The organism is Burkholderia sp. LA-2-3-30-S1-D2 (assembly GCF_001523915.2).
Lineage (GTDB): Bacteria > Pseudomonadota > Gammaproteobacteria > Burkholderiales > Burkholderiaceae > Burkholderia > Burkholderia diffusa.
In genome coordinates this window covers 407,516-432,113 of the sequence record NZ_CP013383.1, presented here as the reverse complement: position 1 = coordinate 432,113, position 24,598 = coordinate 407,516, and the positions used below count along the sequence as shown (strand labels likewise).

The window sequence follows — 24,598 nt, the reverse complement described above, 5'->3', positions numbered from 1 at the left end:
ACCGCGACGTGCGGCCGCGACCGCCGTCGGCACGGCGGCACACACTGTCGGACGAAAACGAGCCCCCTCCGGCTCGCATCCCGCGTTGGCTGGCGCGACGTCACGCCAGCCAACGCGCGCCCATCCGCCCGGCAGTACTCATCCGACGCTCTTGCACGTCGTCTTTCCTCCCGCGGAATGTGCGCCCTGGCCAGCAAGTTCGCGTCACCGTGGCTCAAATCTGACGTTTCCTGCTCGCTGCTCCCGTTGCCCTCAACCCGCGCGTCTACGACCGTCGTCGTGGACGATCCGGCACGTCGTCCAATTCGCCTCCGAACCCATCACACGAAATACGTCAATAGGGCAGATTCCACTCGGGAATCCCAATGGCTGAGTCAATGCCCCTGTAGCATTTTTTTACAACTTCGCGAAGCCGGCCGCCGGGGAAGGCCCGCCCCACGGGCGAGTGCGTCCGGCGAAATGCGCAAACCAGCATAGCCGGACAATCCTTTCTTCATGTTTTTTTGATTTCCCAGAAAACCCAGTAAATGCAATTAAAAACCCCACCCAAATCTCAAATTAACAAGTTAACAAGACCGTCGAATCCATTCGAGCTAGCACACCATCAAATATTACAATCCAGAAAGGCAAACGTTTGCCGCAAACGTTTGTCGTTTCACTTGTCTTACTTTTTGTGTCTGGCGATGTGTAACGTGACACACACAAATCATTTATATCATTGATTTTTATAGTTTTTTTAGACAAACCACCGAACCAGGAGGCATCCTTCGCTCAACATTCCACGCATTTTTGATTTTCTTACACTCGGATGTATCAAAACCCGATGCATTAACAATTTTTTAACTTTCAAAGCATTCAATTTTTCACTTCTTGTCAATCTCAAAATACCTCCTCAAATAAACTCCGCTCATCAATTTTGAGATTCGCGCGAGCGCACGGCAAATTCATCTAACGAAAGAGACCGGTGTGTGGCGTGCTTATTTGGAGGTAGTAGGACATGAACCGCACATACCGCTCGATCTGGAACGAAGCTCTTGGCGCCTGGGTCGCAGCATCCGAACACGATTCGGCACGGGGCAAGCCGAACAAGTCCGCCGTCGTAAAGGTCGTGGCAACCGTCGCGCTCGTCGCGGGAGCGGCCGCCGGCAACGTTGCGCACGCGCAGTATTCCGCCGGTGGCGGCACGTCGACGGGCACCCAGGCGATTGCCATCGGCGGTTACGGAGGCAGCCAGACAACGGCCAGCGGCGCGACCTCGATCGCGATCGGTGCGAATGCGACGGCCTCCGGCAGCTATTCGCAGGCATTCGGCCAGGCAACGACGGCAACCGGCTCAAGCGCGATCGGCATCGGCTCCGGCGCGAAGGCGCTCAACACGGGCGCGACCGCCGTCGGCAACGACTCGACCGCATCGGGCTCGAGCTCGATCGCGATCGGTGGCGGCAACAGCACGGGCACGGGCGGTGCGGTGGCGGCAGGCACCAACGCGATCGCGCTGGGCCGGTTTTCGAACGTCAACTCGGCGACGACGTCAGGCATCGCAATCGGTTCGAATGCGACCGTCACGTCGGTCGGTACCAACGGCACCGCGCTCGGTTCGGGTGCCACCGCAGCCGGCTCCGGCGCATCCGCCATCGGCAACGGCGCAACGGCAACGGGCACCAACGCGATCGCGCTCGGTGGCACGGCCAACTACGCATCCAGCGTCGCGATCGGTGCAGGCAGCGTGACCGGCGCGGCAGCGCCGACGGGAACGGGCTATCTGACGGGCAGCGCCGCGCCGACGTCGGAAGTGTCGGTCGGCAGCTCGACGGCCCTGCGTCGCATCACGAACGTCGCCGACGGCTCGGCACCGCAGGACGCGGTCACCGTGGCCCAACTCAGCACCGGGATGAGCACGACGACGAGCGCGATCAGCAGCTTGTCGACGTCGGCGTCGACCGGCCTCTCGTCGGCTAATAGCTCGATCAGCTCGCTGTCCACCTCGACCTCGACGGGCATCAACTCGTTGTCCACGGGCCTGAGCTCGACCAAGAGCTCGGTCGCGTCGCTGTCGACCTCCACGTCGACCGGCCTCTCGTCCGCTAATAGCTCGATCAGCTCGCTGTCCACGTCGACCTCGACGGGCATCAACTCGTTGTCCACGGGCCTGAGCTCGACCAACAGCTCGGTCACGTCGCTGTCGTCGTCCACGTCGACTGGCCTCTCGTCCGCCAATAGCTCGATCAGCTCGCTCTCCACGTCGACTTCGACCGGCATCAACTCGTTGTCCACGGGCCTGAGCTCGACCAACAGCTCGGTCACGTCGCTGTCGTCGTCCACGTCGACCGGCCTCTCGTCGGCAACCAGCTCGATCAGCTCGCTCTCCACGTCGACCTCGACCGGCATCAACTCGTTGTCCACGGGTCTCAGCTCGACCAACAGCTCGGTTACGTCGCTGTCGACCTCCACGTCGACCGGCTTGTCGTCGGCGAATAGCTCGATCTCGTCGCTGTCCACGTCGACTTCGACCGGTATCAGCTCGTTGTCGACCGGCCTGAGCTCGACCAACAGCTCGGTTACGTCGCTGTCGTCGTCCACGTCGACCGGCCTCTCGTCGGCAACCAGCTCGATCAGTTCACTGTCCACGTCGACTTCGACCGGCATCAACTCGCTGTCCACGGGCCTCAGCTCGACCAACAGCTCGGTCACGTCGCTGTCGTCGTCCACGTCGACGGGTCTCTCGTCGGCAACTAGCTCGATCAGCTCGCTGTCCACGTCAACTTCGACCGGTATCAGCTCGTTGTCCACGGGCCTCAGCTCGACTAACAGCTCGGTCACATCGCTGTCGTCGTCCACGTCGACCGGTCTCTCGTCGGCTAATAGCTCGATCAGCTCGCTCTCCACGTCGACTTCGACGGGCATCAACTCGCTGTCCACGGGCCTCAGCTCGACCAACAGCTCGGTCACGTCGCTGTCGTCGTCCACGTCGACGGGTCTCTCGTCGGCTAATAGCTCGATCAGCTCGCTCTCCACGTCGACCTCGACGGGTATCAACTCGTTGTCCACGGGCCTCAGCACTGTCACGACCAAGACCGACAATCTGGGCAGCAGCACCGCCGCAGCCCTCGGCGGCGGCGCGAGCTACAACCCGGCAACCGGCACGGTTTCCGCTCCGTCGTACACGACGTACAACACGAACGGCACGACGTCGACCGCCAACAGCGTCGGCTCGGCGATCGACAGCATCAACAGCCAGGGCATCAAGTACTTCCACGCAAATTCGACAGCAGCCGACAGCCAGGCGCTCGGCACCGATTCGGTCGCGATCGGCCCGAATGCCATCGCCAACAACGCCGGCGACGTCGCACTCGGCAGCGGCTCCGTCACTGGAGCGCCCAACGCGACGCCGACGGGTACCGTCGGCGGCGTGACCACCACGTTCGCGGGCGGCAATCCGAGCAGCGTGGTGAGCGTCGGCAATGCGAGCACGGGCACCACGCGTCAAATCACCAATGTCGCGGCAGGCCAAATCACGGCGACCAGCACGGACGCGATCAACGGCTCCCAACTCTTCGCGACCAATTCCATCGTGGATTCGCTGTCGACGACGGTGTCGTCGTCCAGCAGCGCGATCTCGTCGCTGTCGACCGGCATCACTTCGTTGTCGACGGGGCTCAGCTCGACCGATAGCTCGGTGGCTTCGCTGTCGACTTCCACGTCGACCGGCTTGTCGTCGGCGAATAGCTCGATCTCGTCGCTGTCCACGTCGACTTCGACCGGCATTAACTCGTTGTCCACGGGTCTGAGCTCGACCGACAGCTCGGTGGCTTCGCTGTCGACCTCCACGTCGACCGGCCTGTCGTCGGCAACCAGCTCGATTTCGTCGCTGTCCACGGGCATCAGCTCGACCGATAGCTCGGTGGCTTCGCTGTCGACCTCCACGTCGACCGGTCTCTCCTCGGCAACCAGCTCGATCAGCTCGCTGTCCACGTCGACTTCGACCGGCATCAACTCGCTTTCGACCGGCATCAGCTCGTTGTCCACGGGCCTCAGCTCGACCGACAGCTCGGTGGCTTCGCTGTCGACTTCCACGTCGACCGGCCTCTCGTCGGCAACCAGCTCGATTTCGTCGCTGTCCACGTCGACCTCGACCGGCATCAACTCGCTGTCGACCGGCCTCAGCTCGACCGACAGCTCGGTGGCTTCGCTCTCGACCTCCACGTCGACAGGCCTCTCGTCGGCAACCAGCTCGATTTCGTCGCTGTCCACGTCGACCTCGACCGGCATCAGCTCGCTGTCCACGGGCCTCAGCTCGACCGATAGCTCGGTGGCATCGCTGTCGACCTCCACGTCGACCGGCCTCTCGTCGGCAACCAGCTCGATCAGCTCGCTGTCCACGTCGACCTCGACCGGCATCAGCTCGTTGTCCACGGGCCTCAGCTCGACCGATAGCTCGGTCGCATCGCTGTCGACCTCCACGTCGACCGGTCTCTCGTCGGCAACTAGCTCGATCAGCTCGCTGTCCACGTCGACCTCGACCGGTATCAGCTCGTTGTCCACGGGCCTCAGCTCGACCGATAGCTCGGTGGCTTCGCTGTCGACTTCCACGTCGACCGGCCTCTCGTCGGCAACCAGCTCGATCTCGTCGCTGTCCACGTCGACCGCAAGCAGCGTCACGTCGCTGTCCACGGGCCTCAGCTCGACCGACAGCTCGGTGGCTTCGCTCTCGACTTCCACGTCGACGGGTCTCTCGTCGGCAACTAGCTCGATCTCGTCGCTGTCCACGTCGACCTCGACCGGCATCAGCTCGCTGTCCACGGGCCTCAGCTCGACCGATAGCTCGGTCGCATCGCTGTCGACCTCCACGTCGACCGGCCTCTCGTCGGCAACCAGCTCGATCAGCTCGCTGTCCACGTCGACTTCGACCGGCATCAGCTCGTTGTCCACGGGCCTCAGCTCGACCGATAGCTCGGTCGCATCGCTGTCGACTTCCACGTCGACCGGTCTCTCGTCGGCAACTAGCTCGATCAGCTCGCTCTCGACGTCGACCTCGACCGGCATCAGCTCGCTGTCCACGGGCCTCAGCTCGACCGATAGCTCGGTGGCATCGCTGTCGACCTCCACGTCGACCGGCCTCTCGTCGGCAACCAGCTCGATCTCGTCGCTGTCCACGTCGACCTCGACGGGCATCAGCTCGCTGTCCACGGGCCTCAGTTCGACCGATAGCTCGGTGGCTTCGCTGTCGACCTCCACGTCGACCGGCCTCTCGTCGGCAACCAGCTCGATTTCGTCGCTCTCCACGTCGACTTCGACCGGCATCAGCTCGCTGTCCACGGGCCTCAGCTCGACCGACAGCTCGGTGGCATCGCTGTCGACCTCCACGTCGACCGGCCTCTCGTCGGCAACTAGCTCGATCTCGTCGCTGTCCACGTCGACCTCGACCGGCATCAGCTCGCTGTCCACGGGCCTCAGCTCGACCGACAGCTCGGTGGCATCGCTGTCGACCTCCACGTCGACCGGCCTCTCGTCGGCAACCAGCTCGATCAGCTCGCTGTCCACGTCGACTTCGACCGGCATCAGCTCGTTGTCCACGGGCCTCAGCTCGACCGATAGCTCGGTCGCATCGCTGTCGACTTCCACGTCGACCGGCCTCTCGTCGGCAACTAGCTCGATCTCGTCGCTCTCCACGTCGACCTCGACCGGCATCAGCTCGCTGTCCACGGGCCTCAGCTCGACCGATAGCTCGGTGGCATCGCTGTCGACCTCCACGTCGACTGGCCTCTCGTCGGCAACCAGCTCGATCAGCTCGCTGTCCACGTCGACCTCGACCGGCATCAGCTCGTTGTCCACGGGCCTCAGCTCGACCGATAGCTCGGTCGCATCGCTGTCGACCTCCACGTCGACCGGTCTCTCGTCGGCAACTAGCTCGATCAGCTCGCTGTCCACGTCGACCTCGACCGGTATCAGCTCGTTGTCCACGGGCCTCAGCTCGACCGATAGCTCGGTGGCTTCGCTGTCGACTTCCACGTCGACCGGCCTCTCGTCGGCAACCAGCTCGATCTCGTCGCTGTCCACCTCGACCTCGACCGGCATCAGCTCGCTGTCCACGGGCCTCAGCTCGACCGATAGCTCGGTGGCTTCGCTGTCGACTTCCACGTCGACCGGTCTTTCGTCGGCAACCAGCTCGATCTCGTCGCTGTCCACGTCGACTTCGACCGGTATCAGCTCGTTGTCCACCAGCCTCAGCTCGACCAACAGCACGCTCACGTCGCTGTCCACGTCGACCGCAAGCAGCGTCACGTCGCTGTCCACGGGCCTGAGCTCGACCGACAGCTCGGTCGCGTCGCTCTCGACTTCGACGTCCACCGGCCTCTCGTCGGCGACGAGCTCGATCAGCTCGCTGTCGACTTCGACCTCGACCGGCCTGTCGTCGGCAACCAGCTCGATCAGTTCGCTGTCGACTTCCACGTCGACCGGTCTTTCGACGGCCACCAGCACGATCCTGTCGCTGTCCACGTCGACCTCGACGGGCCTGTCGTCGGCAACCAGCTCGATCACGTCGCTGTCCACCTCGACGTCGACCGCGATCGAAGCCGCGAAGACGCACTACTACAGCGTCAACGACAACGGCACGCAGCAAGGCAACTACGCCAACAACGGCGCGACGGGCGTCAACTCGCTCGCAGCCGGCGTGAACGCCAGCGCAGCAGGCGCCAGCAGCGTCGCGGTCGGCGACGGCTCGAACGCGGCATCGACCGGCGCGGTCGCCATCGGCCAGAACGCATCGGCCACCGGCGGCAAGGCGGTGTCGATCGGCTCCGGCAACACGGCGAGCGGCGACGGCGCGGTCGCGATCGGCGACCCGAGCATCGCAACGGGCACCGGCGCAGTGGCGATGGGCGCGAACGACACGGCGACCGGCACCGGCGCAGTGGCGCTCGGCAACGCGAACACGGCCACCGGCAACAGCGCGCTCGCCCTCGGCAACTCGAACCAGGCCACCGCGGACAACACGATCGCGCTGGGCAACCAGGCTGTCGCAAGCGCCACCGGCGCCCAGGCCTACGGTTCGGGTGCGTCGGCCACCGCCGCGGATGCGCTCGCCTTCGGCACGAACGCCACGGCGAACGTCGCGAACTCGATCGCGCTCGGCGCGAACTCGGTCACGGGTACCGCGGTGGGCACGTCGAGCGCCACGATCGGCGGCGTCACGTACTTCTTCGCGGGCACCTCGCCAGTAGGCGTGGTCAGCGTCGGCGACGCAGCCACGGGCGCCACGCGTCAGATCACGAACGTCGCGGCAGGCCAGGTATCGGCCACGAGCACGGACGCGATCAACGGCAGCCAGCTCAACGCGACGAACCAGGCGGTCAACAGCCTGTCCACGTCGACCGCGTCGAACATCTCGTCGCTGTCGACCGGCATCGGTTCGCTGTCCACGGGCCTGAGCTCGACCAACAGCTCACTGACGTCGCTGTCCACGTCGACCTCGACGGCGATCAACTCGCTGTCGACGGGCCTCAGTTCGACGAACAGCAACCTCACGTCGCTGTCCACGTCGACGTCGACCGGCATCGGCTCGCTGTCGACCGGCCTGAGCACGACGAACAGCACGGTGGCCTCGCTGTCGACCGGCGTGACGAATCTCGGCGATCAGGTGAGCCAGTTGTCGACCACGATCAACAACAACAACACGCGATCGTTGAACAGCACCGCCGTCGCGGCCGACATGAACGGCACCGGCTCCGACCGGCCGACGGTCACCGCCGGCTCGAACTCGGTGGCGATCGGCGCGAATTCGAACGACGGCGGCCGTTCGAACGTGGTGTCGGTCGGCAGCGACACGCAGCAGCGCCAGATCACGAACGTCGCGCCGGGTACGCAAGGCACGGACGCGGTGAACGTGAACCAGCTGACGCAGGTGCAGACGACACTGTCGACGGCACTGTCGGGCCAGCAGGCGCAGATCAACTCGCTGGGTTCGCAACTGCAGCAGACCGACCAGATGGCGAAGCAGGGTATCGCGGCCGTCGGCGCGATGGCGTCGATCCCGCAGCTCGATCGCGACGCCAACTTCGGGATGGGTGTCGGCACCGCGTCGTTCCTGGGTCAGAAGGCGATGGCGGTCAACATGCAGGCGCGCATCACGGAGAACCTGAAGGCGTCGATCAACGGCGGCTTCAGCGGCGGTCAGAAGGTGATCGGCGCCGGCATGCTGTACCAGTGGAAGTAACCCGTCGCACCGCCACGCCGCCGGCTCACGAGCCGGACGGCACCGGGCGGCCCCGACGGCAGGACGAGCCCGCCGCACAACGCGTGGCGGGCTTCAGTCAACCCAGGCATTGAGGACGTAATCGTGAACAAACTCGCTCTTGCGCTCGCGCTTTCCGCGACGACCCTCGCCGCGTGCTCGACCGCATCCGGCCCGACCTTCAGCGCATCCGAACTGCAGCCGCGCGACGGCGTGCGCACCTTCCAGGTGGACTGCCACGGCCTGCTGTCCGGCCCGCAGACTTGCATGAAGGCTGCTCGCAAAATCTGCGGCGACCAGCCGGTGCGCACCGTCGACTCGGCCCGTGCGCTGCGCGACGGCTCGGACCCCGCGACGCTCGTATTCCAGTGCGGTGCCGCGCCGGCCGCAGCGGCGTCGGCCGTCGAGCCGGCGCCCGCGCCCGCCGCGGTCGAACATGTGAACCTCGCGGGCGACGCGCTGTTCGCGACGGGCCTGGCCACGCTCACGCCGGCCGCGCGCGCGTCGCTCGACAAACTGCTGAGCGAGCGCGAAGACCGTACGTACACGCAGGTGACGGTCACCGGCCATACGGATTCGGTCGGCAGCGACGCCGCCAATCTCGCGCTGTCGAAGCGCCGCGCGGAAACCGTCGCAAGCTACCTGAAGGCGCACGGGCTGAAAGCGCAGTCCGTATCGGTCACGGGTCGCGGCAGCGCCGACCCGGTCGCGTCCAACGCGACGGCCGAAGGCCGCGCGAGCAACCGCCGCGTCGAGATCTCGCTGCAGCGCTGAGCAGCCGGCCGTCGCGGGCTCGTGCGCCCCCCGCGCCTGCTCGCGACGGCCCTCACCGGCAGGGCGCAGTTGCCCCGCCGGCACCCTGCTGCCCCCGTCGACTCCGCTTCGCCGGGGCCTCGGCTACCGCGCCGGCGGCTATGTCAAAGTTCGTCAGCCCCCTCCACAAAACGGCACCTTCCGTGCCACAATCGCCGCACACAGCTGCCGTGGCGTTCCGCCCGCGTCGCGTGCGGTGCCAGACGCGCCCGACGACATTCCGGAATCCGGCGGCCGCATCGCGATCCACGCCGCTCGACGCGCATTCCAGTGCGCGCCGGCGCGAACGCGACCACGACAATCCACGGCGCGCCGTTTCGCGGCCACGGCCGGACAAACGACGCCGCAGAGGAAACCAACCGGTGACGGACATCAATCAAGCCGCCTCGAGCGGCACCCGCAAGCAACGGCCGGCCGTCGGCATCTCGCTGTTTGCGCGGGACGGCCAGGCGATCTGGGAAAACGGCATTCACCAGAACATCGCGTTCCTCGCGATGATGCTCAAGCGCTCCGATCGCGTCGGCCCCGTCTATTTCCTGAATGGCGGCGACGCCAACGCACTGCCGACCGGCCTCGACCTCGACGGTCTCGACGTGCCGCTCGTGAAGCCAGCCGACGTCACGCACGAACTCGACGTCGTGATCGAGATGGGCGCGCAACTGCCAGTTGAATGGCTCCGGCACATGAAGGCACTCGGCAAGAAGATCGCTGCGTTCTTCTGCGGCCACGTATATGCCGGCGTATGCGAAACGCCGATCTTCGGCAAGCCGTCGGGACACGTTTTCAACGGTGCGCCGTTCGACGAGGTATGGCTGCTGCCGCAGTACGCGAAGACCGGTGCGCCGATGCTGCAAACCCTGTTGCGCGCGCCAGTGCACCTGATGCCGCACATCTGGTCGCCGTACTTCCTCGATCGCCGCATCGCCGCGCTGGCGAGCGAAGGCCTGACGTTCGGCTATCAGCCGGGCCGTCGTCCATGGAATCTCGCCACGCTCGAGCCGAACATCTCGGTCGTGAAGTCGTGCCACTACCCGATGCTCGCGTGCGACGAGTTCTACCGCGCACAACCGGACGCGGTGCAGCATCTGTTCGTCGTCAATTCGATACAGATGAAGGCACATCCGACGTTCGTGCACTTCGCGAACAGCCTCGACCTCGTGCGCCAGCACAAGGCGACGTTCGAGCCGCGCATCGACCTGCCGGGCTTCATGGCGCGCCATGCGGACGCCGTCGTGTCCCACCACTGGGAAAACGCGCAGAACTATCTGTACTACGACGTGCTGTACGGCGGCTATCCGCTGATCCACAACTCGACGCTGCTCGGCGACGCCGGCTACTACTACCCGGATTTCGATTCCGCCGGCGGTGGCCAGGCGCTGCGCGATGCATGGCTGCATCACGACGAGCGGCTCGACGACTATCGTGCGAAAGCCGACCGGCTGCTGCAGTCGGTCTCGATCGATAACCCCGCGAACCTGGACGCGTTCGTCGCGCGCCTGGTCGCCTGAACCGGAGCATACGCATGTCGGACTCCAAAGCCCGTCGAGCGCCCGGTGAGGGCAAGCGTCTCGTCGTCGGCGTATCGCTGTTCGTGCGCGGCGCCGGCCAGTCGCTATGGGAAAACGGCATCTTCCAGAACTGCCTGCTGCTGATCCTGCTGCTACGCCAGTCGCCGCTCGTCGCGGAAGCCGTGATGGTGAACGGCGGCGAACAGCTCGCCGATCCGCAGATGATGCTCGGCGAATGGGACGTGCCGCTGCTGTCGATGGACGAAGCGCTGGAGCGCTGCGACGTGCTGATCGAAATGAGCGCGCAGTTCGGCGCCGACTACCTGCGCGCGTTCAGCGACCGCGGCGGCAAGGTCGTCACGATGCGGGTCGGCAACGACTACGTGATCGACATCGAGCGGGCGATGTTCGACAAGCCGTCGGGCTTCCTGTTCTCGGGCGCGCCGTACGACGCGGTATGGACGATTCCGGAATTCGAGCGCTCATGCCTGCACTATTACCAGACGGGCCTGCGCGCGCCGGTGACGATCGTCCCGCACATCTGGCATCCGATGCTGTTCGACAAGGCACGCGCGACGCTCGGCGCCGGTTTGTCGTTCGGCTACCAACCGGGCAAGCCGCGTTGGCGCGTGACGATGTTCGAGCCGAACATCTGCATGGTGAAGACGAGCATCATCCCGATGCTGGTGACCGAGGAGGCGTATCGCGCGAAGCCCGGATTCCTCGAGTTCGTGCGCGTGTGCAACACGCTGCACCTGAAGGAACACGCGACGTTCGTCCACTTCGCGAAGAGCCTCGACATCGTCAACCACGGGATCACGACGTTCGAAAGCCGCTATGCCGTCTACGAGTTCATGGCCGCCTACGGCGACGCGGTGGTATCGCACACGTGGGAAAACGCGCAGAACTACCTGTACTACGAACTGCTGTACGGCGACTATCCGCTGATCCACAACTCGCCGTTCCTCGGCAAGGCCGGGTATTTCTATCCGGACTTCGATTGCCAGGCCGGCGGCCGCGCGCTGCTGCAGGCGTTCGCCGAGCACGATGCGAACCTCGACGCATACCGCGAGCAATCGAAGCACGTGCTCGACTCGGTCAGCATCTACAACCCCGACAACGTCGCCGCATATTCCGACGCGATCGCCTCGCTCTATCGCGACGCATGACGCGCCGCCTCTTCCGGACTCCGACATGAACGCATACCCGCCCCTCTCCCGTACGAAATGGCTGATCGGCTGCGCCATCGCGTCGATTGCGATCGGTGCGCACGCGCAATCCGGCGGCGAATCGGCCGACGCGCTGCTGCGCGATGCCGATGCGGTCTTCAAACAGCTCGATGCCGGCCAGTACGGCGCGGTGTGGAACGACTCCGCCGCGTTCGTGAAGGCGCACATCAAGCAGGAGCAGTTCGCCCTGGACATGCAGCGCGCGCGCCAGTCGGTCGGCATGGTCAGCCATCGCGGCTGGGCACAGATCACGCGAATTCGCTACTCGAATTCATCGACGACTCCCGACGGGCTTTATGCGAATGTCGACTATGCGACGACGCTCACGACCGGGACGACCGTGTACGAAAAGCTGAGCTTTCGCCTCGACGACGACGGCCGCTGGCACCTGACCGGCTACGTGCCGCGCCAGTCGCAGAACTACACGCCTTGAACCGCGCACCGTCCGCCCGGAGCTGCCGATGAAAATCAATGTCGCGATTACGATGAACGTTCAGCGCGACGCGACGCAGTCGATCTGGTACAACGGCGCGAACCAGCATTGCGTGTACCTGTACATGCTGCTGAAACGCTCGCCGCTGATCGGCGAAGTGTGGCTCGCGCACGACGACGGCATCACCGACTACCCGCAGGCGCTGATGATGGACGCATTCGGCGACGCGCTGCGGCCGCTGTCGTCTATCGTCCACCAGACCGACCTGCTGATCGAGATGAACGCGTTCATCGATCCGTCCCACACGGACGCGGTGCGCCAGCGCGGCGGCAAGTGCGTGTCGTACCGCTTCGGCAATGACTACGTGATCGCGGTCGAGACGATCAACTTCGAGAAGAACAACTGGCGGCCGAACCCGAACCGCGTGCAATTCGACGAGATCTGGACCAACCCGCAGCACATGCACACGTGCGCGGCCTACTTCCAGGCCGTGTATCGCGCACCGGTGATCGAACTGCCGCACATCTGGTCGCCGTACTTCATCGAACGCAGCCTCGACGCCGATCCCGAACTGAAGGCGCGCTTCGGCTACCGCAATCACGGCCCGGCCAAGCGCATCGCGTTCTTCGAACCGAACCTGAACGTCGTGAAGAGTTCGATCGTGCCGATGCTGGCCGCGAACGCGTGCTACGTCGAGCACCCGGAGCTCGTCGAGCACGTGTACATGACCAACACGTTCGACAAGAAGGAAAACGTCGCCTTCAAGCATCTCGCGCTCGGGCTCGAGATGGTGTGCGACGGCAAGGCGACGGCCGACGTGCGCGCGCCGTTCGTCGCGTGGGCCGCGCATCACACCGACATCGTCGTGTCGCACCACTGGGAAAACGGCCTGAACTACCTGCTGTACGACGCGCTATACGGCAACTACCCGCTCGTGCACAACTCGCCGTTCCTGCGCGACGTCGGCTATTACTACCCGGACTTCGAGATCTTCGACGCGGCGCGCGCGATCGCGACCGCCGCGCAAACACACGACGCACGGCTCGACGATTACGCCGCAGCGGCCCGCCGCTGTCTGCAGCAGGTCGACACGCTCGCCGACCACAACGTCCGCGCGTATTCCGAGCAGATCCAGCGCCTGTTCGCCGGGCGCGCACTCGGCTGAGCGCATCCGTCCGCCATCGGCTCATGAAGCAAACCGTCCGCAACTTCGTCGTGATCGATTCGATCCACGGCCCGTTCGTCATCGACCGTCACAACACACGGCAGGCCGACGCGCTGATCAAGACAGGCCGGCCGCACAACCAGGCCGAGCTCGACGCGATCATGCAGGTGATCGACCAGTTGCCCGACGGTGCGATCGCGGTGGACGGCGGGGCGAATGCGGGACTTGTCTGCGTGCCGATCGCGCAGCGCTTGCGCGAACGCGGCGGCCACGTTCATGCGTTCGAGCCGCGGCGCACGCTGTTCCACGCGCTCGGCGGCACCGTCGCGCTCAACCAGATCCAGAACCTCCATCTGCTGAACATGGGGCTCGCGAGCCGCAACGGCACGATGACGGTGCCCGACGTCGACGACGAACGGCCCGCCGACGCCGAACCGGCCGCACATGTCGACGCGCCCGCGGCCGACGGCACGCCGGCCCCGACGGTCAGGCTCGATTCGCTCGGCCTGCCGCGCCTCGATTTCCTGAAGCTCGACATCGACGGAATGGAGATCGACGCGCTGCACGGTGCACGCCAGTCGATCGAAACGCATCTGCCGTGGTGCTGGATCGCATACCGGGACGCGGATGACGCACGCGTCATCGATACGTTCGCCGGCCTCGATTACACGTTCTACCGGCTCGACGGACCGAATCTGCTGTGCGTGCCGAACCCGCGCTGGGATCGGCAGCGCCTGTTCATCTCGGGCGAGCCGATCGGCGGTGCATCCGCTCGCGCACATGACGACGCGAATGCCGTCGCGGCCGCCGAGACCGACCCGCCCGAAACGCACTGGAACCGCGCGCTCGAACACGAGGCACGCTGCGAATGGGGCCATGCGATCGGCCGCTGGCTGTGCGCGCGCGGCCGGGGCCTCGACGACGATGCGATCGCGTTCCAGCTCGCGTCGTGCTACGGCTTCGCCGGCGCGCCCGACGCCGGGCTCGCGGCACTCGAACGCATCGGCGACCCGGCTGCGCTGCCCGATGCGCTGCGCGGGCGTGTCGAACTCGCGCGCTCGGCGCTGCTGCTGCGTGCCGGCCGGCGCGACGAAGCGGCGCGCGCGACCATCGCCAGCGAAAACGTGCTGACCGCCGCGCAGTTCGGGCTGCCGATCGAACGGCTTTACGACGGCCAGCCGCTGCACGGCAAGCGGCTGCTCGTGATCAGCTACGGCGGTGTCGGCGACCAGCTCCAGTACGCACGTTACCTGCATACGCTCGACGCGCTCGGCTGCGCGGCGGTGACGGTCATCGTCCCCGCCGCGCTGGCCAGTCTGATGCGCCATACGTTCCCGCGCATCGAATTCGTCGGCGCGCACGGCGCGTGGGTCGACACATCGCAACTTGCGCACGACTACTGGTGTTCGTTCCTGGTGCTGGCCGCGCAGTTCGGCTATGCGCCTGCACCGGCCGGCGCGCCGGCCGCGTACCTGTCGTGTCCGCCCGAACGGGCGGCCGCCTGGCGCGAACGCGTCGCGCGCGACGGCAACGCACCGGGCACGCGCCGCATCGGCCTCAACTGGCGCGGCCGCGACGAAAGCGATGCGCGCTTCCTGCGCGCGGCCAGCCTGCGCGATCTCGCGCCACTGGCGCGACTGCATGGCCATGCCGCGTACTGCATCAACCGCGACATCGCCGCGCACGCCGAGCCGTCGGATTTGCCGGTCACGTTCCCGCATCACGCGATCGGCGATTTCAGCGATCTGGCCGCGCTGATGCTCGCGATGGATGCCGTGGTCACCACCTGCACCGCGCACATCCACCTGGCCGGCGCGCTGGGTGTGCCCGCGGTCCTGCTGCTGAGCCCGAAAGCCGATGCGCGCTGGGAAACCGGCTCGCGTACCGCGCTGTATCCGGGCATCCGGATCGTGCGCGCCGCGCATCCGGGCCAATGGGACGATGCTGTCGATCGCGCACTGGCGCTCGTGCTCGGGGAATTCGGAAAAGACTGACGGGGGGCTTGGCGGGCGCCGCACGCCCGTGATCGGCGAGCGGTCAGGCGCGGCGCGCGAGCGGACGCCAGGGCGGCACACCGTCGCCGCCGTGCGTGGCAAACAGGCGGCCATGCCGGCGTCCGATCCGCGCGAGCCCGGCGAAACAGCGGAGCGCGGCACGGCTGGCCTGGCCAACGTGCCGAGCGAGGCTGCCGGATACACCGCGCGCAATTGCCGAATCGTCGCCGCAGGCGCCCGCAAACACGCCGGCATAGTAGTGCCGCGCCGCGAGTTCGCGGCCGTCGGCGTCGAGCGACTTCATCCGGTGAATACGGTACGCAACGGCCTTCAGGCCATCGAAATACGGCGCGACGTCGAACCGCGCATCGGTCGATTCGGCGCCGAGCTGCCACAGCATGTCTGCCAGTTCGGCGATCGCGACGAGTTCGCACGCATCGGCCGCCCGTGTGCCCGTTCCATGCCCGGCTTTCGTCGTCGCCATACCCACGCCCCTTTCCGATCCTTCGTTGCCCCGTGCCGGCACGCCGCGCCCGCGCCGCGACGTCATGCGGCGGCCGGTGACCGCCATGTAAAGCGGATGCCCTGTGCCCAGGCGACGCCGGAATCCAGGATGATCTGCCGGTCGATCTCGTTCTCCACGCCTTCGACGACGACGTGCCGCGCGCTCTCGTGCGCGAACGCGATCAGCCGGCGAAACTGGTAGCGCCCGATCGCGTTGCGCTTGATCAGCGACAGGACCGACCTGTCGAGCTTCACGATATCGGGGTTGCCGACCACCAGGTTGTTCAGAGCGCTGAAGCCGACGCCGAAGTCGTCGATCGCGACACGGCACCCGATCTGGCGAAACCGGTTCACGAACGACCGGCCCGCGACGGGATTCAGCGGCCCCGTCTCGGTAATCTCGACGACCAGCCGCGCCGCGACCGACGGCTCGCGCTCGAGCCGCCTGAAAATGGCCAGCCACGCGTCGTCCACCACCGCGCTCATCGCCGCGACGTTGCAGCCGTACACCGCCTTCGGATCGGCACGCAGCGCGTCGATCGTCCGGCCCACCACGAGCCGGTCGAACCAGCGCATCAGCCCGAGCGATTCGAGGCGCGGCAGGAACGCGAGCGGCGGCAACGCCTCGCGCGATCCCCAGCGCAGCCGCGCGAGGCATTCGTGATACAGCACGCCGCCCGACAGGTCGGCGCGGCAGACTGGCTCGCGCGCGAATCCGAGCCGGCTTTCGACGAAACTGCGTACCGACGCAAGGTCGGGGTGATCGTCATGCGCGCCGAACACGAGATCGATCTCGTCCCGATTCGCTACGCTATTCGCCTCAAGGCGAGGTTCGACCGCATTCATCCGGCGCTCCGGCAAATGTCGGACCGCCGACGACGGCCCGCGCTCTCGATTCATATGGCGCGTGCCGACCACGACACGCACCACCGCCTACCCGGCCCATCCTCTTGTTTCGATCTTTTCCGGGAGCGTACTTTTTATTTCGGTGCGCCGTCAAACCCGATATTGTCAACGATATTCAAACACGGAAAATACACCACGCGCACACGTCGGCAACAGTGCGGCAGATTACACAAAATCGCCCGCAAAGCGCCAATCTATATCGTTTATTTTCTCCACCCGCCCGGCGATTCAGATTGCCGCAAGACTCGTTTCAAAAATCGGATGTTTGGTGTTTTGTATGATAAATATCCGTCGACGATATCCTGCCTGGACCCAACGCCGGGATTCGCCGCAACCGTCCGCACGTTGTGCCGCCATGGCTCGGCACGGCGCATTCGGTCTCCGCAGAATTCAATTTGATCGTTTCAAACGATATTGATAATACTCAAATATTAATCAGACCATTTTGAGACGATAATATCGAGTCGAATTATGCGACGGCCATCGATTGAAAGATGTTTAACAATCTTTCCGACTTGTTAACCTTTAAAATAATTTCTGACGGACTTCCCTCGGAGCCGTCAAATTCGTGCCTTAAAAACCGTCGAATCTCCCCGGCTCGACGGTTTCTTTTTTAATGGCATCATTTCTTCAGACATTGCCCGCCGTCAATCCGGATGACGGCATGCGGCAACGCGCAACCTTATGCCGCCGTCGCGCCGATCAGGTTCGCGAGCAGCGCATCGTATTCGGCGACGAGCGCGGGGTTCGCCGACGTATAGCGGCCGAGGATCTCGCGCTGGCGCCGCGTGTAGCCTTGCCAGTCGTCGTCGTGCGTGTGCAGCGCGTGCAACAGCGCTTCCGTGCCCTTCTGCACGTCGTTGTCCGGGTAGTAGTAGCCGAGATCAGGGGCGAGGCTCGCGTTGTGCACAAGCGGATAGCCCTGCCAGCACACGTCGAAATAGAAGTAGTTGAGCGGGTTCGACCATTGATGCGACACCACGATGTCGGTCAGGTCGGCCAGGAACAGCGGCGTGTCGAAACGCCCGACGAAGCTCGCCTTGCCGGCGCGCACGATGTCCAGGTAGTTCATCAGCATCACGAACTCTGGGCTGTCATGCGCGAGCCGGTCGGCGTTAGTCACGTGCGTGAAGCAGATCGCATCGGGATCGCGGCGATACGCTTCGTCGATGATCAGCATCGGGTACACGCAGAACTTCACGACGTTGTGGTTCGGCTCCATCACCGTAAGCCGCTTGCCCGGCTCGCTGCGCGGGCGGTACTCGCCGTGCTCGGGCAACGATGCCGCTCGCGCGTCGAGGAACATCGGATCCCACACGAACGGCACGACGCGCCCCGGGCAGCGGCGCAGCGACTGCAGGAACGGCAGCGACGACGGCGCGATCTGCGGAATCGCCCACACCTCGTCGTAGCCGCGGTTGATGAACAGCGAATCCCACAACCGGCGGCCGAACAGCATCGATTCCATCGCGTTGATGTACTCGACGCCGCAGCAGTAGCTGACGATCTTCGCGCCGCGCGCCTTCAGGTAGGCCGTCTGCGCGGCGTCGATCTGGCCGCCGAGTTCGATCACCACGTCGAGCGCATCCTTCATGTCCGCGAACGCGCGCGTGTCGTACACGGTGCGATCCCACGGCAGCGCGTCGGTCAGCGGCACGTCGGTCGTGTTGACCAGCGTCACGTGGTAGCCATGCGGCGACGCCATCAGCAGCTTCGCGAGAAACAGCGCGTTCTGCTTGATACCGTTGATCCACAGGCTTTCGTCGGGGGTGCGCAGTCCGATCGTGATACCGATGCGCAGGCCGTTCAGGACAGGAGACGTCATCGTCGGCGGGGTGGGAAGTTGAATGGACGCAGTGTAGCGCGGGGCAAGCGGCCGCGCGAGCAATCCGCCAGTCTAGCGGAACGCCGGCCGCCAGACTGTCATGCATGGTCATACGCGGTGCCAACTGCCCGGGTTGGCGACCGGGCGCACCGCACGGGACGCCATGCGCGCCGCCAGCGCCAGATGCGACGAGGCCGGCGCCGCACCGCGAGGCGCCACGTCGGCCCGTGTGCGACGCACGCCCCGGTCAGCCTTCAGCCATCATCAGCAGCTGCGCGCCATCCGCGACCTGGTCGCCGACGCCGTACAGCACTTCGGCGACGACGCCCGCACCCGGCGCGCCGATCGTGTGCTCCATCTTCATCGCTTCCATCACGATCAGCGGCGTGCCGGCCTCGACCTTCTGGCCCGGCTCGACCAGCACCGCGATCACCTTGCCGGGCATCGGCGCAGTGAGGCGGCCGCCGCCATGCTCGGCATCGCCCGCGTGCGCAAGCACGTTCCGCCATTCGAAGGTCTCGGCGACACCCTGCGTGAATACGTGGAAACTGTCGCCGTCGGCATACACGCGGCCGCTGCTGCGCACGCCGTCGAGCGTCACGTCGAAGTCGAGCGGCGTTGCGCCGCGCGTCCACGCGAACGGCTGCGCGGCCGCGTCGCCGGCGGCGAGGCGCGTGCTGCCGCCGTCGTCCTCGTAGGTGACCGTCACGTCCGCTTCGCGTTCGGGCGCATGCCACTCGAGCGTGCGGCGATAGCCGCCGTTCAGCCGCCAGTCCGGCAGCGCACGCCACGGCGACGCGCCTTCCCGTGCGCCCGCGTCGCGTTCGCGCGCGAGCAGCGCCGCACAGGCCAGCGCGAGCGTCGCGCGCGGCGGCTGTTGCGGCGCGAACAGCGCATCGTGGTTGCGCTCGATCAGGCCCGTGTCGAGATCGGCGATCGCGAACGGCTCGCAGGTGACGATCCGCTGCAGGAACGCGGCGTTCGTGTGCAGGCCGACCACCTCGCACGCACGCAGCGCGCGCAGCATCCGGCCGAGCGCTTCCGCGCGGTCCGCGCCGTGCACGATCAGCTTCGCGATCATCGGATCGTAGAACGGCGTGATCGCGTCGCCCTCGCGCACGCCGCTGTCGATGCGCACTGGCGCGCCGATGGCGAACTCGACGCCTTCCGGCAGCCGCAGGTGCTTCAGCGTGCCGGTGGACGGCAGGAAGCCGCGCGCCGGATTCTCCGCATAGAGACGCGCCTCGATCGCATGCCCGTGCACGCGCAGTTCGTCCTGCTGCAGCGGCAGCGGCTCGCCCGATGCCACGCGCAGTTGCCACTCGACGAGATCGAGCCCCGTGACCATCTCGGTGACCGGATGCTCGACCTGCAAGCGCGTGTTCATTTCCATGAAGTAGAACGCTTCGCCCGTCATGATGAATTCGACGGTGCCCGCGCCGACGTAATTCACCGCACGCGCGGCCGCGACAGCCGCCTCGCCCATCGCCTGGCGCACGTCTTCATGCAGCCCCGGCGCCGGCGCTTCCTCGAGCACCTTCTGGTGACGGCGCTGCACCGAGCAGTCGCGGTCGAACAGGTAGACGGTGTTGCCGTGCGTGTCGCCGAACACCTGCACCTCGACGTGACGCGGGCGCGTCAGGTATTTCTCGATCAGCACGCGATCGTTGCCGAAGCTGCTCGCGGCCTCGCGCTGGCACGACGCAAGCGCCGCCGGAAAGTCGTCGGAGCGCTCGACCACGCGCATGCCCTTGCCGCCGCCGCCCGCGCTCGCCTTCAGCAGCACCGGGTAGCCGATTGCGTCGGCTTCGCGATGCAGGTGGGCTGCATCCTGGTCGTCGCCGTGATAGCCGGGCACGAGCGGCACCGCGGCCGCGTGCATCAGCGCCTTCGCGGCGGCCTTCGAACCCATCGCCGCGATCGCGTCGACCGGCGGCCCGATGAACGCGATGCCGGCCGCTTCGCACGCGTGCGCGAAATCCTCGTTCTCCGACAGGAAACCGTAACCCGGGTGGATGGCCTGCGCGCCGGTCGCGCGCGCGGCCTCGATGATGCGCTCGATGCGCAGGTAGCTGTCCGCGGCCGCCGAGCCGCCGATGTGCACGGCTTCGTCGCACGCTGCGACGTGCTTCGCGTTCGCGTCCGCGTCGGAATAGACGGCGACGCTCGCGATCCCGAGACGTTTGCACGTCGCGGCGACGCGGCAGGCGATTTCGCCGCGGTTGGCGATCAGAATCTTGTCGAACATGGCTTCGGTGTCGTCCGGAAAGTTAGGGGCACGCCGTCATTCACGCCACGAAGGCGTGCGTTTCTCGAGGAAGGACGCGATCCCTTCGCGCGCTTCCGCGCCGGCGCGGGTCCGCGCAATCCAGTCGGCGGTCTGGTCGATCAGCGTCGCGTCGAGCGGCCGGCCGGCCACGTCGGCGACGAGCCGCTTGCACGCACGCACCGCATCGGGGCCGTTCGCGACGAGCGTCGCGGCCAGCTTCGCGACCGTTTCGTCGAGCGCCTCGGCCGGCACGGCATCGTGAATGAAGCCGAGCGACGCGGCGCGCGCGCTGTCGAACACTTCGGCCGTCGTGAAGTAGCGACGTGCAGCGCGCTCGCCCATCGCGCGCACGACGTACGGCGCGATCGTTGCCGGAATCAGCCCGAGCCGCGCTTCGGAGAGGCAGAACTTCGCGCCTTCGGCGGCGATCGCGATGTCGGCCGCCGCGACGAGGCCCACGCCGCCCGCATACGCGTCGCCGTGCACGCGCGCGATCACCGGCTTCCCGCAGCGATGGATCGCCTCGAGCATCCGCGCGAGCTTGCGCGCATCGGCATGATTCTCGTCGTCCGAGTAACCGGCCATCTTCTTCATCCAGTTCAGGTCCGCGCCTGCGCAGAACGCCGCGCCTTCCGCCGCGAGCACGACCGCGCGCACGCCGGCGTGCGCATCGAGCCACTCGAACGCGGTGGTGAGCTCGGCGATCGTCGTCTCGTTGAACGCGTTGCGCACGTCGGGCCGCGCGAGCGTGACGGTCGCCACGCGGTTTGCTTCGTTGACCTTGATGGTTTCGTATCGCATCGTCCGCCCCTCGCTCGTTACATCCGGAACACGCCGAAGCGCGTATCGTCGATCGGCGCGTTCATCGACGCGGCAAGGCCGAGGCCCAGCACGTCGCGCGTCTGCGCAGGGTCGATCACACCGTCGTCCCACAGCCGCGCGCTCGCGTAATACGGATGCCCCTGGCGCTCGTACTGGTCGCGGATCGGCTGCTTGAACGCCTCTTCTTCGTCGCTCGACCACGAACCGCCCTTCGCCTCGATGCCGTCGCGGCGCACGGTCGCGAGCACCGACGCGGCCTGCTCGCCGCCCATCACCGAGATCCGCGCGTTCGGCCACATCCACAGGAAACGCGGGCCGAATGCGCGGCCGCACATCCCGTAGTTGCCCGCGCCGAACGAGCCGCCGATGATCACCGTGAACTTCGGCACCTTCGCGTTCGACACGGCCGTCACCATCTTCGCGCCATGGCGCGCGATGCCTTCGTTCTCGTACTTGCGGCCGACCATGAAACCCGTGATGTTCTGCAGGAACACGAGCGGAATCTTGCGCTGGCAGCACAGCTCGATGAAATGCGCGCCCTTCACGGCCGATTCGGAAAACAGGATGCCGTTGTTCGCGACGATCCCGACCGGATGGCCCCAGATGTGCGCGAAGCCCGTGACGAGCGTCGTGCCGAAGCGCGCCTTGAATTCGTCGAACTCCGAATCGTCGACGATGCGCGCGATCACCTCGCGCACGTCGAACGGCTTGCGCGTGTCGACCGGAATCACGCCGTACAGGCTCTTCGCGTCGTAGCGCGGCGGCTTCGGTTCGCGCACCGCCACCGGCGATGCGATCTTCGGCGCGAGATGATCGACGATGTTGCGCGCGATCGACAGCGCATGCGCGTCGTTCTGCGCGAGATGGTCGGCCACGCCCGACAGGCGCGTGTGCACGTCGCCGCCGCCGAGATCCTCCGCGCTCACTTCCTCGCCGGTCGCGGCCTTCACGAGCGGCGGGCCGCCGAGGAAAATCGTGCCCTGGTTCTTCACGATGATCGACTCGTCGCTCATCGCCGGCACATACGCGCCGCCCGCCGTGCACGAGCCCATCACGACCGCGATCTGCGCGATTCCCGCGGCGGACATCGTTGCCTGGTTGAAGAAGATGCGGCCGAAGTGGTCGCGATCGGGAAACACGTCGTCCTGGTTCGGCAGGTTCGCGCCGCCCGAATCGACGAGGTACACGCACGGCAGCCGGTTTTCCGCGGCGATTTCCTGCGCGCGCACGTGCTTCTTGACCGTCATCGGGTAGTAGGTGCCGCCCTTGACCGTCGCGTCGTTGCATACGATCACGCACTCGCGGCCCGCGATCCGGCCGATCCCGGTGATCACGCCCGCGCCTGGCGCGTCGTCGTTGTACATGCCGTTCGCCGCGAGCTGCGACAGCTCGAGGAACGGCGCACCCGTATCGAGCAGCTGCGCGATACGGTCGCGCGGCAGCAGCTTGCCGCGCGACAGATGCTTGTCGCGCGCGGCCTGGCCGCCGCCTTGCGCGAGCTGTTCGATCTTCGCGCGCAGGTCGGCGACGACCGCCTCCAGCGCCGCGGCGTTCGCGCGGAATTCTTCCGAACGCGGGTTCAGTTTCGATTCGATGATCGGCATCGACGGGGCTCCGTTCGCGTGACGTGGGGCGTTACATCGTTTCCGCGAACAGCTCGCGGCCGATCAGCATGCGGCGGATCTCGCTCGTGCCGGCGCCGATCTCGTACAGCTTCGCATCGCGCCACAGACGGCCGACCGGGTATTCGTTGATGTAACCGTTGCCACCGAGAATCTGGATCGCCTCGCCGGCCATCCACGTCGCCTTCTCGGCCGTGTAGAGGATCACGCCCGCGCAATCCTTGCGCACCTGGCGGATGTGGTCGCTGCCCGCCGAGTCGAGATGGCGGCCGACCGCATACAGGTACGCGCGGCACGCCTGGAACGTGGTGTACATGTCGGCGACCTTGCCCTGGATCAGCTGGAATTCGCCGATCGACTGGCCGAACTGCTTGCGGTCGTGGATATACGGCACCACCGCGTCGAGACACGCGGCCATGATGCCCGTCGGGCCGCCCGACAGCACCGCGCGTTCGTAGTCGAGGCCGCTCATCAGCACCTTCACGCCGCCGTTGAGCTGACCGAGGATGTTCTCCTCCGGCACCTCGACGTCCTGGAACACGAGTTCGCCCGTGTGCGATCCGCGCATGCCGAGCTTGTCGAGCTTCTGCGCGACCGAGAAGCCCTTCATCCCCTTCTCGACGATGAACGCGGTGATGCCGCGCGGGCCGGCATCGATGTCCGTCTTCGCGTAGACGACGAGCGTGTCGCAGTCGGGGCCGTTGGTGATCCACATCTTCGTACCGTTGAGCACGTAGCGGTCGCCGCGCTTGTCCGCGCGCAGCTTCATGCTGACGACGTCGGAACCCGCGTTCGGCTCGCTCATCGCGAGCGCGCCGATGTGTTCGCCCGACACGAGCTTCGGCAGATATTTCTGCTTCTGCGCCTCGGTGCCGTTGCGGTGGATCTGGTTCACGCACAGGTTCGAGTGCGCGCCGTACGACAGGCCGATCGACGCCGATGCGCGCGAGATCTCTTCCATCGCGACCATGTGCGCGGTGTAGCCCATGTTCGCGCCGCCGTATTCCTCGGCGACCGTCATGCCGAGCACGCCGAGATCGCCGAACTTCTTCCACAGATCCATCGGAAACTGGTCGGTGCGGTCGACTTCCGCCGCGCGCGGCGTGATTTCCTTGGCCGCGAACGTCGCGACGGCGTCGCGCAGCATCTCGATGTCTTCACCGAGCATGAATTGCACACCGGGCAGGTTGATCATGTCTCCTCCGTCTCCAGAAAGTGGGTCGCACGCGCCGATTTCTGAGTGTCGCTCAAATCGGATCAATGCGTCGATTCATT

16 protein-coding genes are annotated in these 24,598 nt (G+C 65.9%); 8 read left to right on the top strand and 8 right to left on the bottom strand.

What is annotated here, in order from left to right:
• Nucleotides 1–997 precede the first annotated feature (997 nt).
• A complete protein-coding gene (locus tag WS66_RS01940) occupies nt 998–8,215 on the top strand; it encodes an ESPR-type extended signal peptide-containing protein (protein ID WP_108064660.1) in 7,218 nt (2,405 codons plus the stop codon).
• Here WS66_RS01940 and WS66_RS33505 read toward each other — a convergent pair.
• On the bottom strand, nt 8,173–8,325 hold the full coding sequence (locus WS66_RS33505; RefSeq protein ID WP_159086501.1) for a hypothetical protein: 153 nt from the start codon (nt 8,323–8,325) through the stop codon (nt 8,173–8,175). The genes WS66_RS01940 and WS66_RS33505 overlap by 43 nt on opposite strands.
• 13 nt (nt 8,326–8,338) lie before the next feature.
• Between WS66_RS33505 and WS66_RS01935 the strand changes: the two genes are divergently transcribed.
• The 6 genes from WS66_RS01935 (at nt 8,339) to WS66_RS01910 (ending at nt 15,375) form a co-directional block, all read left to right on the top strand.
• A complete protein-coding gene (locus WS66_RS01935) occupies nt 8,339–9,007 on the top strand; it encodes an OmpA family protein (protein WP_059599730.1) in 669 nt (222 codons plus the stop codon).
• Nucleotides 9,008–9,408: 401 nt separating this feature from the next.
• A complete protein-coding gene (locus WS66_RS01930) occupies nt 9,409–10,554 on the top strand; it encodes a DUF2827 domain-containing protein (protein ID WP_059599734.1) in 1,146 nt (381 codons plus the stop codon).
• A 14-nt stretch (nt 10,555–10,568) separates the two neighbouring features.
• The gene (locus tag WS66_RS01925) at nt 10,569–11,723 is read left to right on the top strand and encodes a DUF2827 domain-containing protein (protein WP_059599729.1); all 1,155 of its coding nucleotides are present in this window, start codon (nt 10,569–10,571) and stop codon (nt 11,721–11,723) included.
• 25 nt (nt 11,724–11,748) lie between these two features.
• Entirely contained in the window at nt 11,749–12,216 is a 468-nt protein-coding gene (locus WS66_RS01920) for a DUF4019 domain-containing protein (protein ID WP_059599728.1), read from the top strand.
• A gap of 28 nt (nt 12,217–12,244) precedes the next feature.
• Nucleotides 12,245–13,381, top strand: coding sequence for a DUF2827 family protein (locus WS66_RS01915; protein WP_059599727.1), 1,137 nt, complete (start codon nt 12,245–12,247; stop codon nt 13,379–13,381).
• 23 nt (nt 13,382–13,404) lie between these two features.
• Complete coding sequence (locus WS66_RS01910) at nt 13,405–15,375, top strand: FkbM family methyltransferase (RefSeq protein ID WP_059599726.1); 1,971 nt, start codon at nt 13,405–13,407, stop codon at nt 15,373–15,375.
• Nucleotides 15,376–15,418: 43 nt separating this feature from the next.
• Here the strand turns inward: WS66_RS01910 and WS66_RS01905 are convergent, their stop codons facing one another.
• Both WS66_RS01905 and WS66_RS01900 read right to left on the bottom strand, forming a co-directional pair.
• Nucleotides 15,419–15,859 carry a hypothetical protein gene (locus WS66_RS01905; protein ID WP_082728857.1) on the bottom strand — a complete coding sequence of 147 codons (441 nt, stop codon included), beginning with the start codon at nt 15,857–15,859 and terminating at the stop codon, nt 15,419–15,421.
• A gap of 62 nt (nt 15,860–15,921) precedes the next feature.
• Nucleotides 15,922–16,725, bottom strand: a complete 804-nt coding sequence (locus WS66_RS01900; protein ID WP_059599725.1) for an EAL domain-containing protein — start codon at nt 16,723–16,725, stop codon at nt 15,922–15,924.
• On the opposite strand from WS66_RS01900, the gene WS66_RS33955 reads away from it, so the two are divergent.
• A complete protein-coding gene (locus WS66_RS33955; RefSeq protein ID WP_162499690.1) occupies nt 16,648–17,184 on the top strand; it encodes a hypothetical protein in 537 nt (178 codons plus the stop codon). The two genes, WS66_RS01900 and WS66_RS33955, sit on opposite strands and share 78 nt — an antisense overlap.
• A 283-nt stretch (nt 17,185–17,467) precedes the next feature.
• Here the strand turns inward: WS66_RS33955 and WS66_RS01895 are convergent, their stop codons facing one another.
• The 5 genes from WS66_RS01895 to WS66_RS01875 all read right to left on the bottom strand — a co-directional run bounded on the left by WS66_RS01895 (nt 17,468) and on the right by WS66_RS01875 (nt 24,518).
• A complete protein-coding gene (locus WS66_RS01895; protein ID WP_059599724.1) occupies nt 17,468–18,610 on the bottom strand; it encodes a DUF2827 domain-containing protein in 1,143 nt (380 codons plus the stop codon).
• Nucleotides 18,611–18,857: 247 nt separating this feature from the next.
• Nucleotides 18,858–20,858, bottom strand: coding sequence for an acetyl-CoA carboxylase biotin carboxylase subunit (locus tag WS66_RS01890; protein ID WP_059599723.1), 2,001 nt, complete (start codon nt 20,856–20,858; stop codon nt 18,858–18,860).
• 36 nt (nt 20,859–20,894) lie between these two features.
• Nucleotides 20,895–21,680, bottom strand: a complete 786-nt coding sequence (locus tag WS66_RS01885; protein ID WP_059599722.1) for an enoyl-CoA hydratase/isomerase family protein — start codon at nt 21,678–21,680, stop codon at nt 20,895–20,897.
• Nucleotides 21,681–21,697: 17 nt separating this feature from the next.
• Nucleotides 21,698–23,305, bottom strand: coding sequence for a carboxyl transferase domain-containing protein (locus WS66_RS01880; protein WP_059599721.1), 1,608 nt, complete (start codon nt 23,303–23,305; stop codon nt 21,698–21,700).
• Nucleotides 23,306–23,336: 31 nt separating this feature from the next.
• Nucleotides 23,337–24,518 carry an isovaleryl-CoA dehydrogenase gene (locus tag WS66_RS01875; RefSeq protein WP_059599720.1) on the bottom strand — a complete coding sequence of 394 codons (1,182 nt, stop codon included), beginning with the start codon at nt 24,516–24,518 and terminating at the stop codon, nt 23,337–23,339.
• Nucleotides 24,519–24,598: the final 80 nt, after the last annotated feature.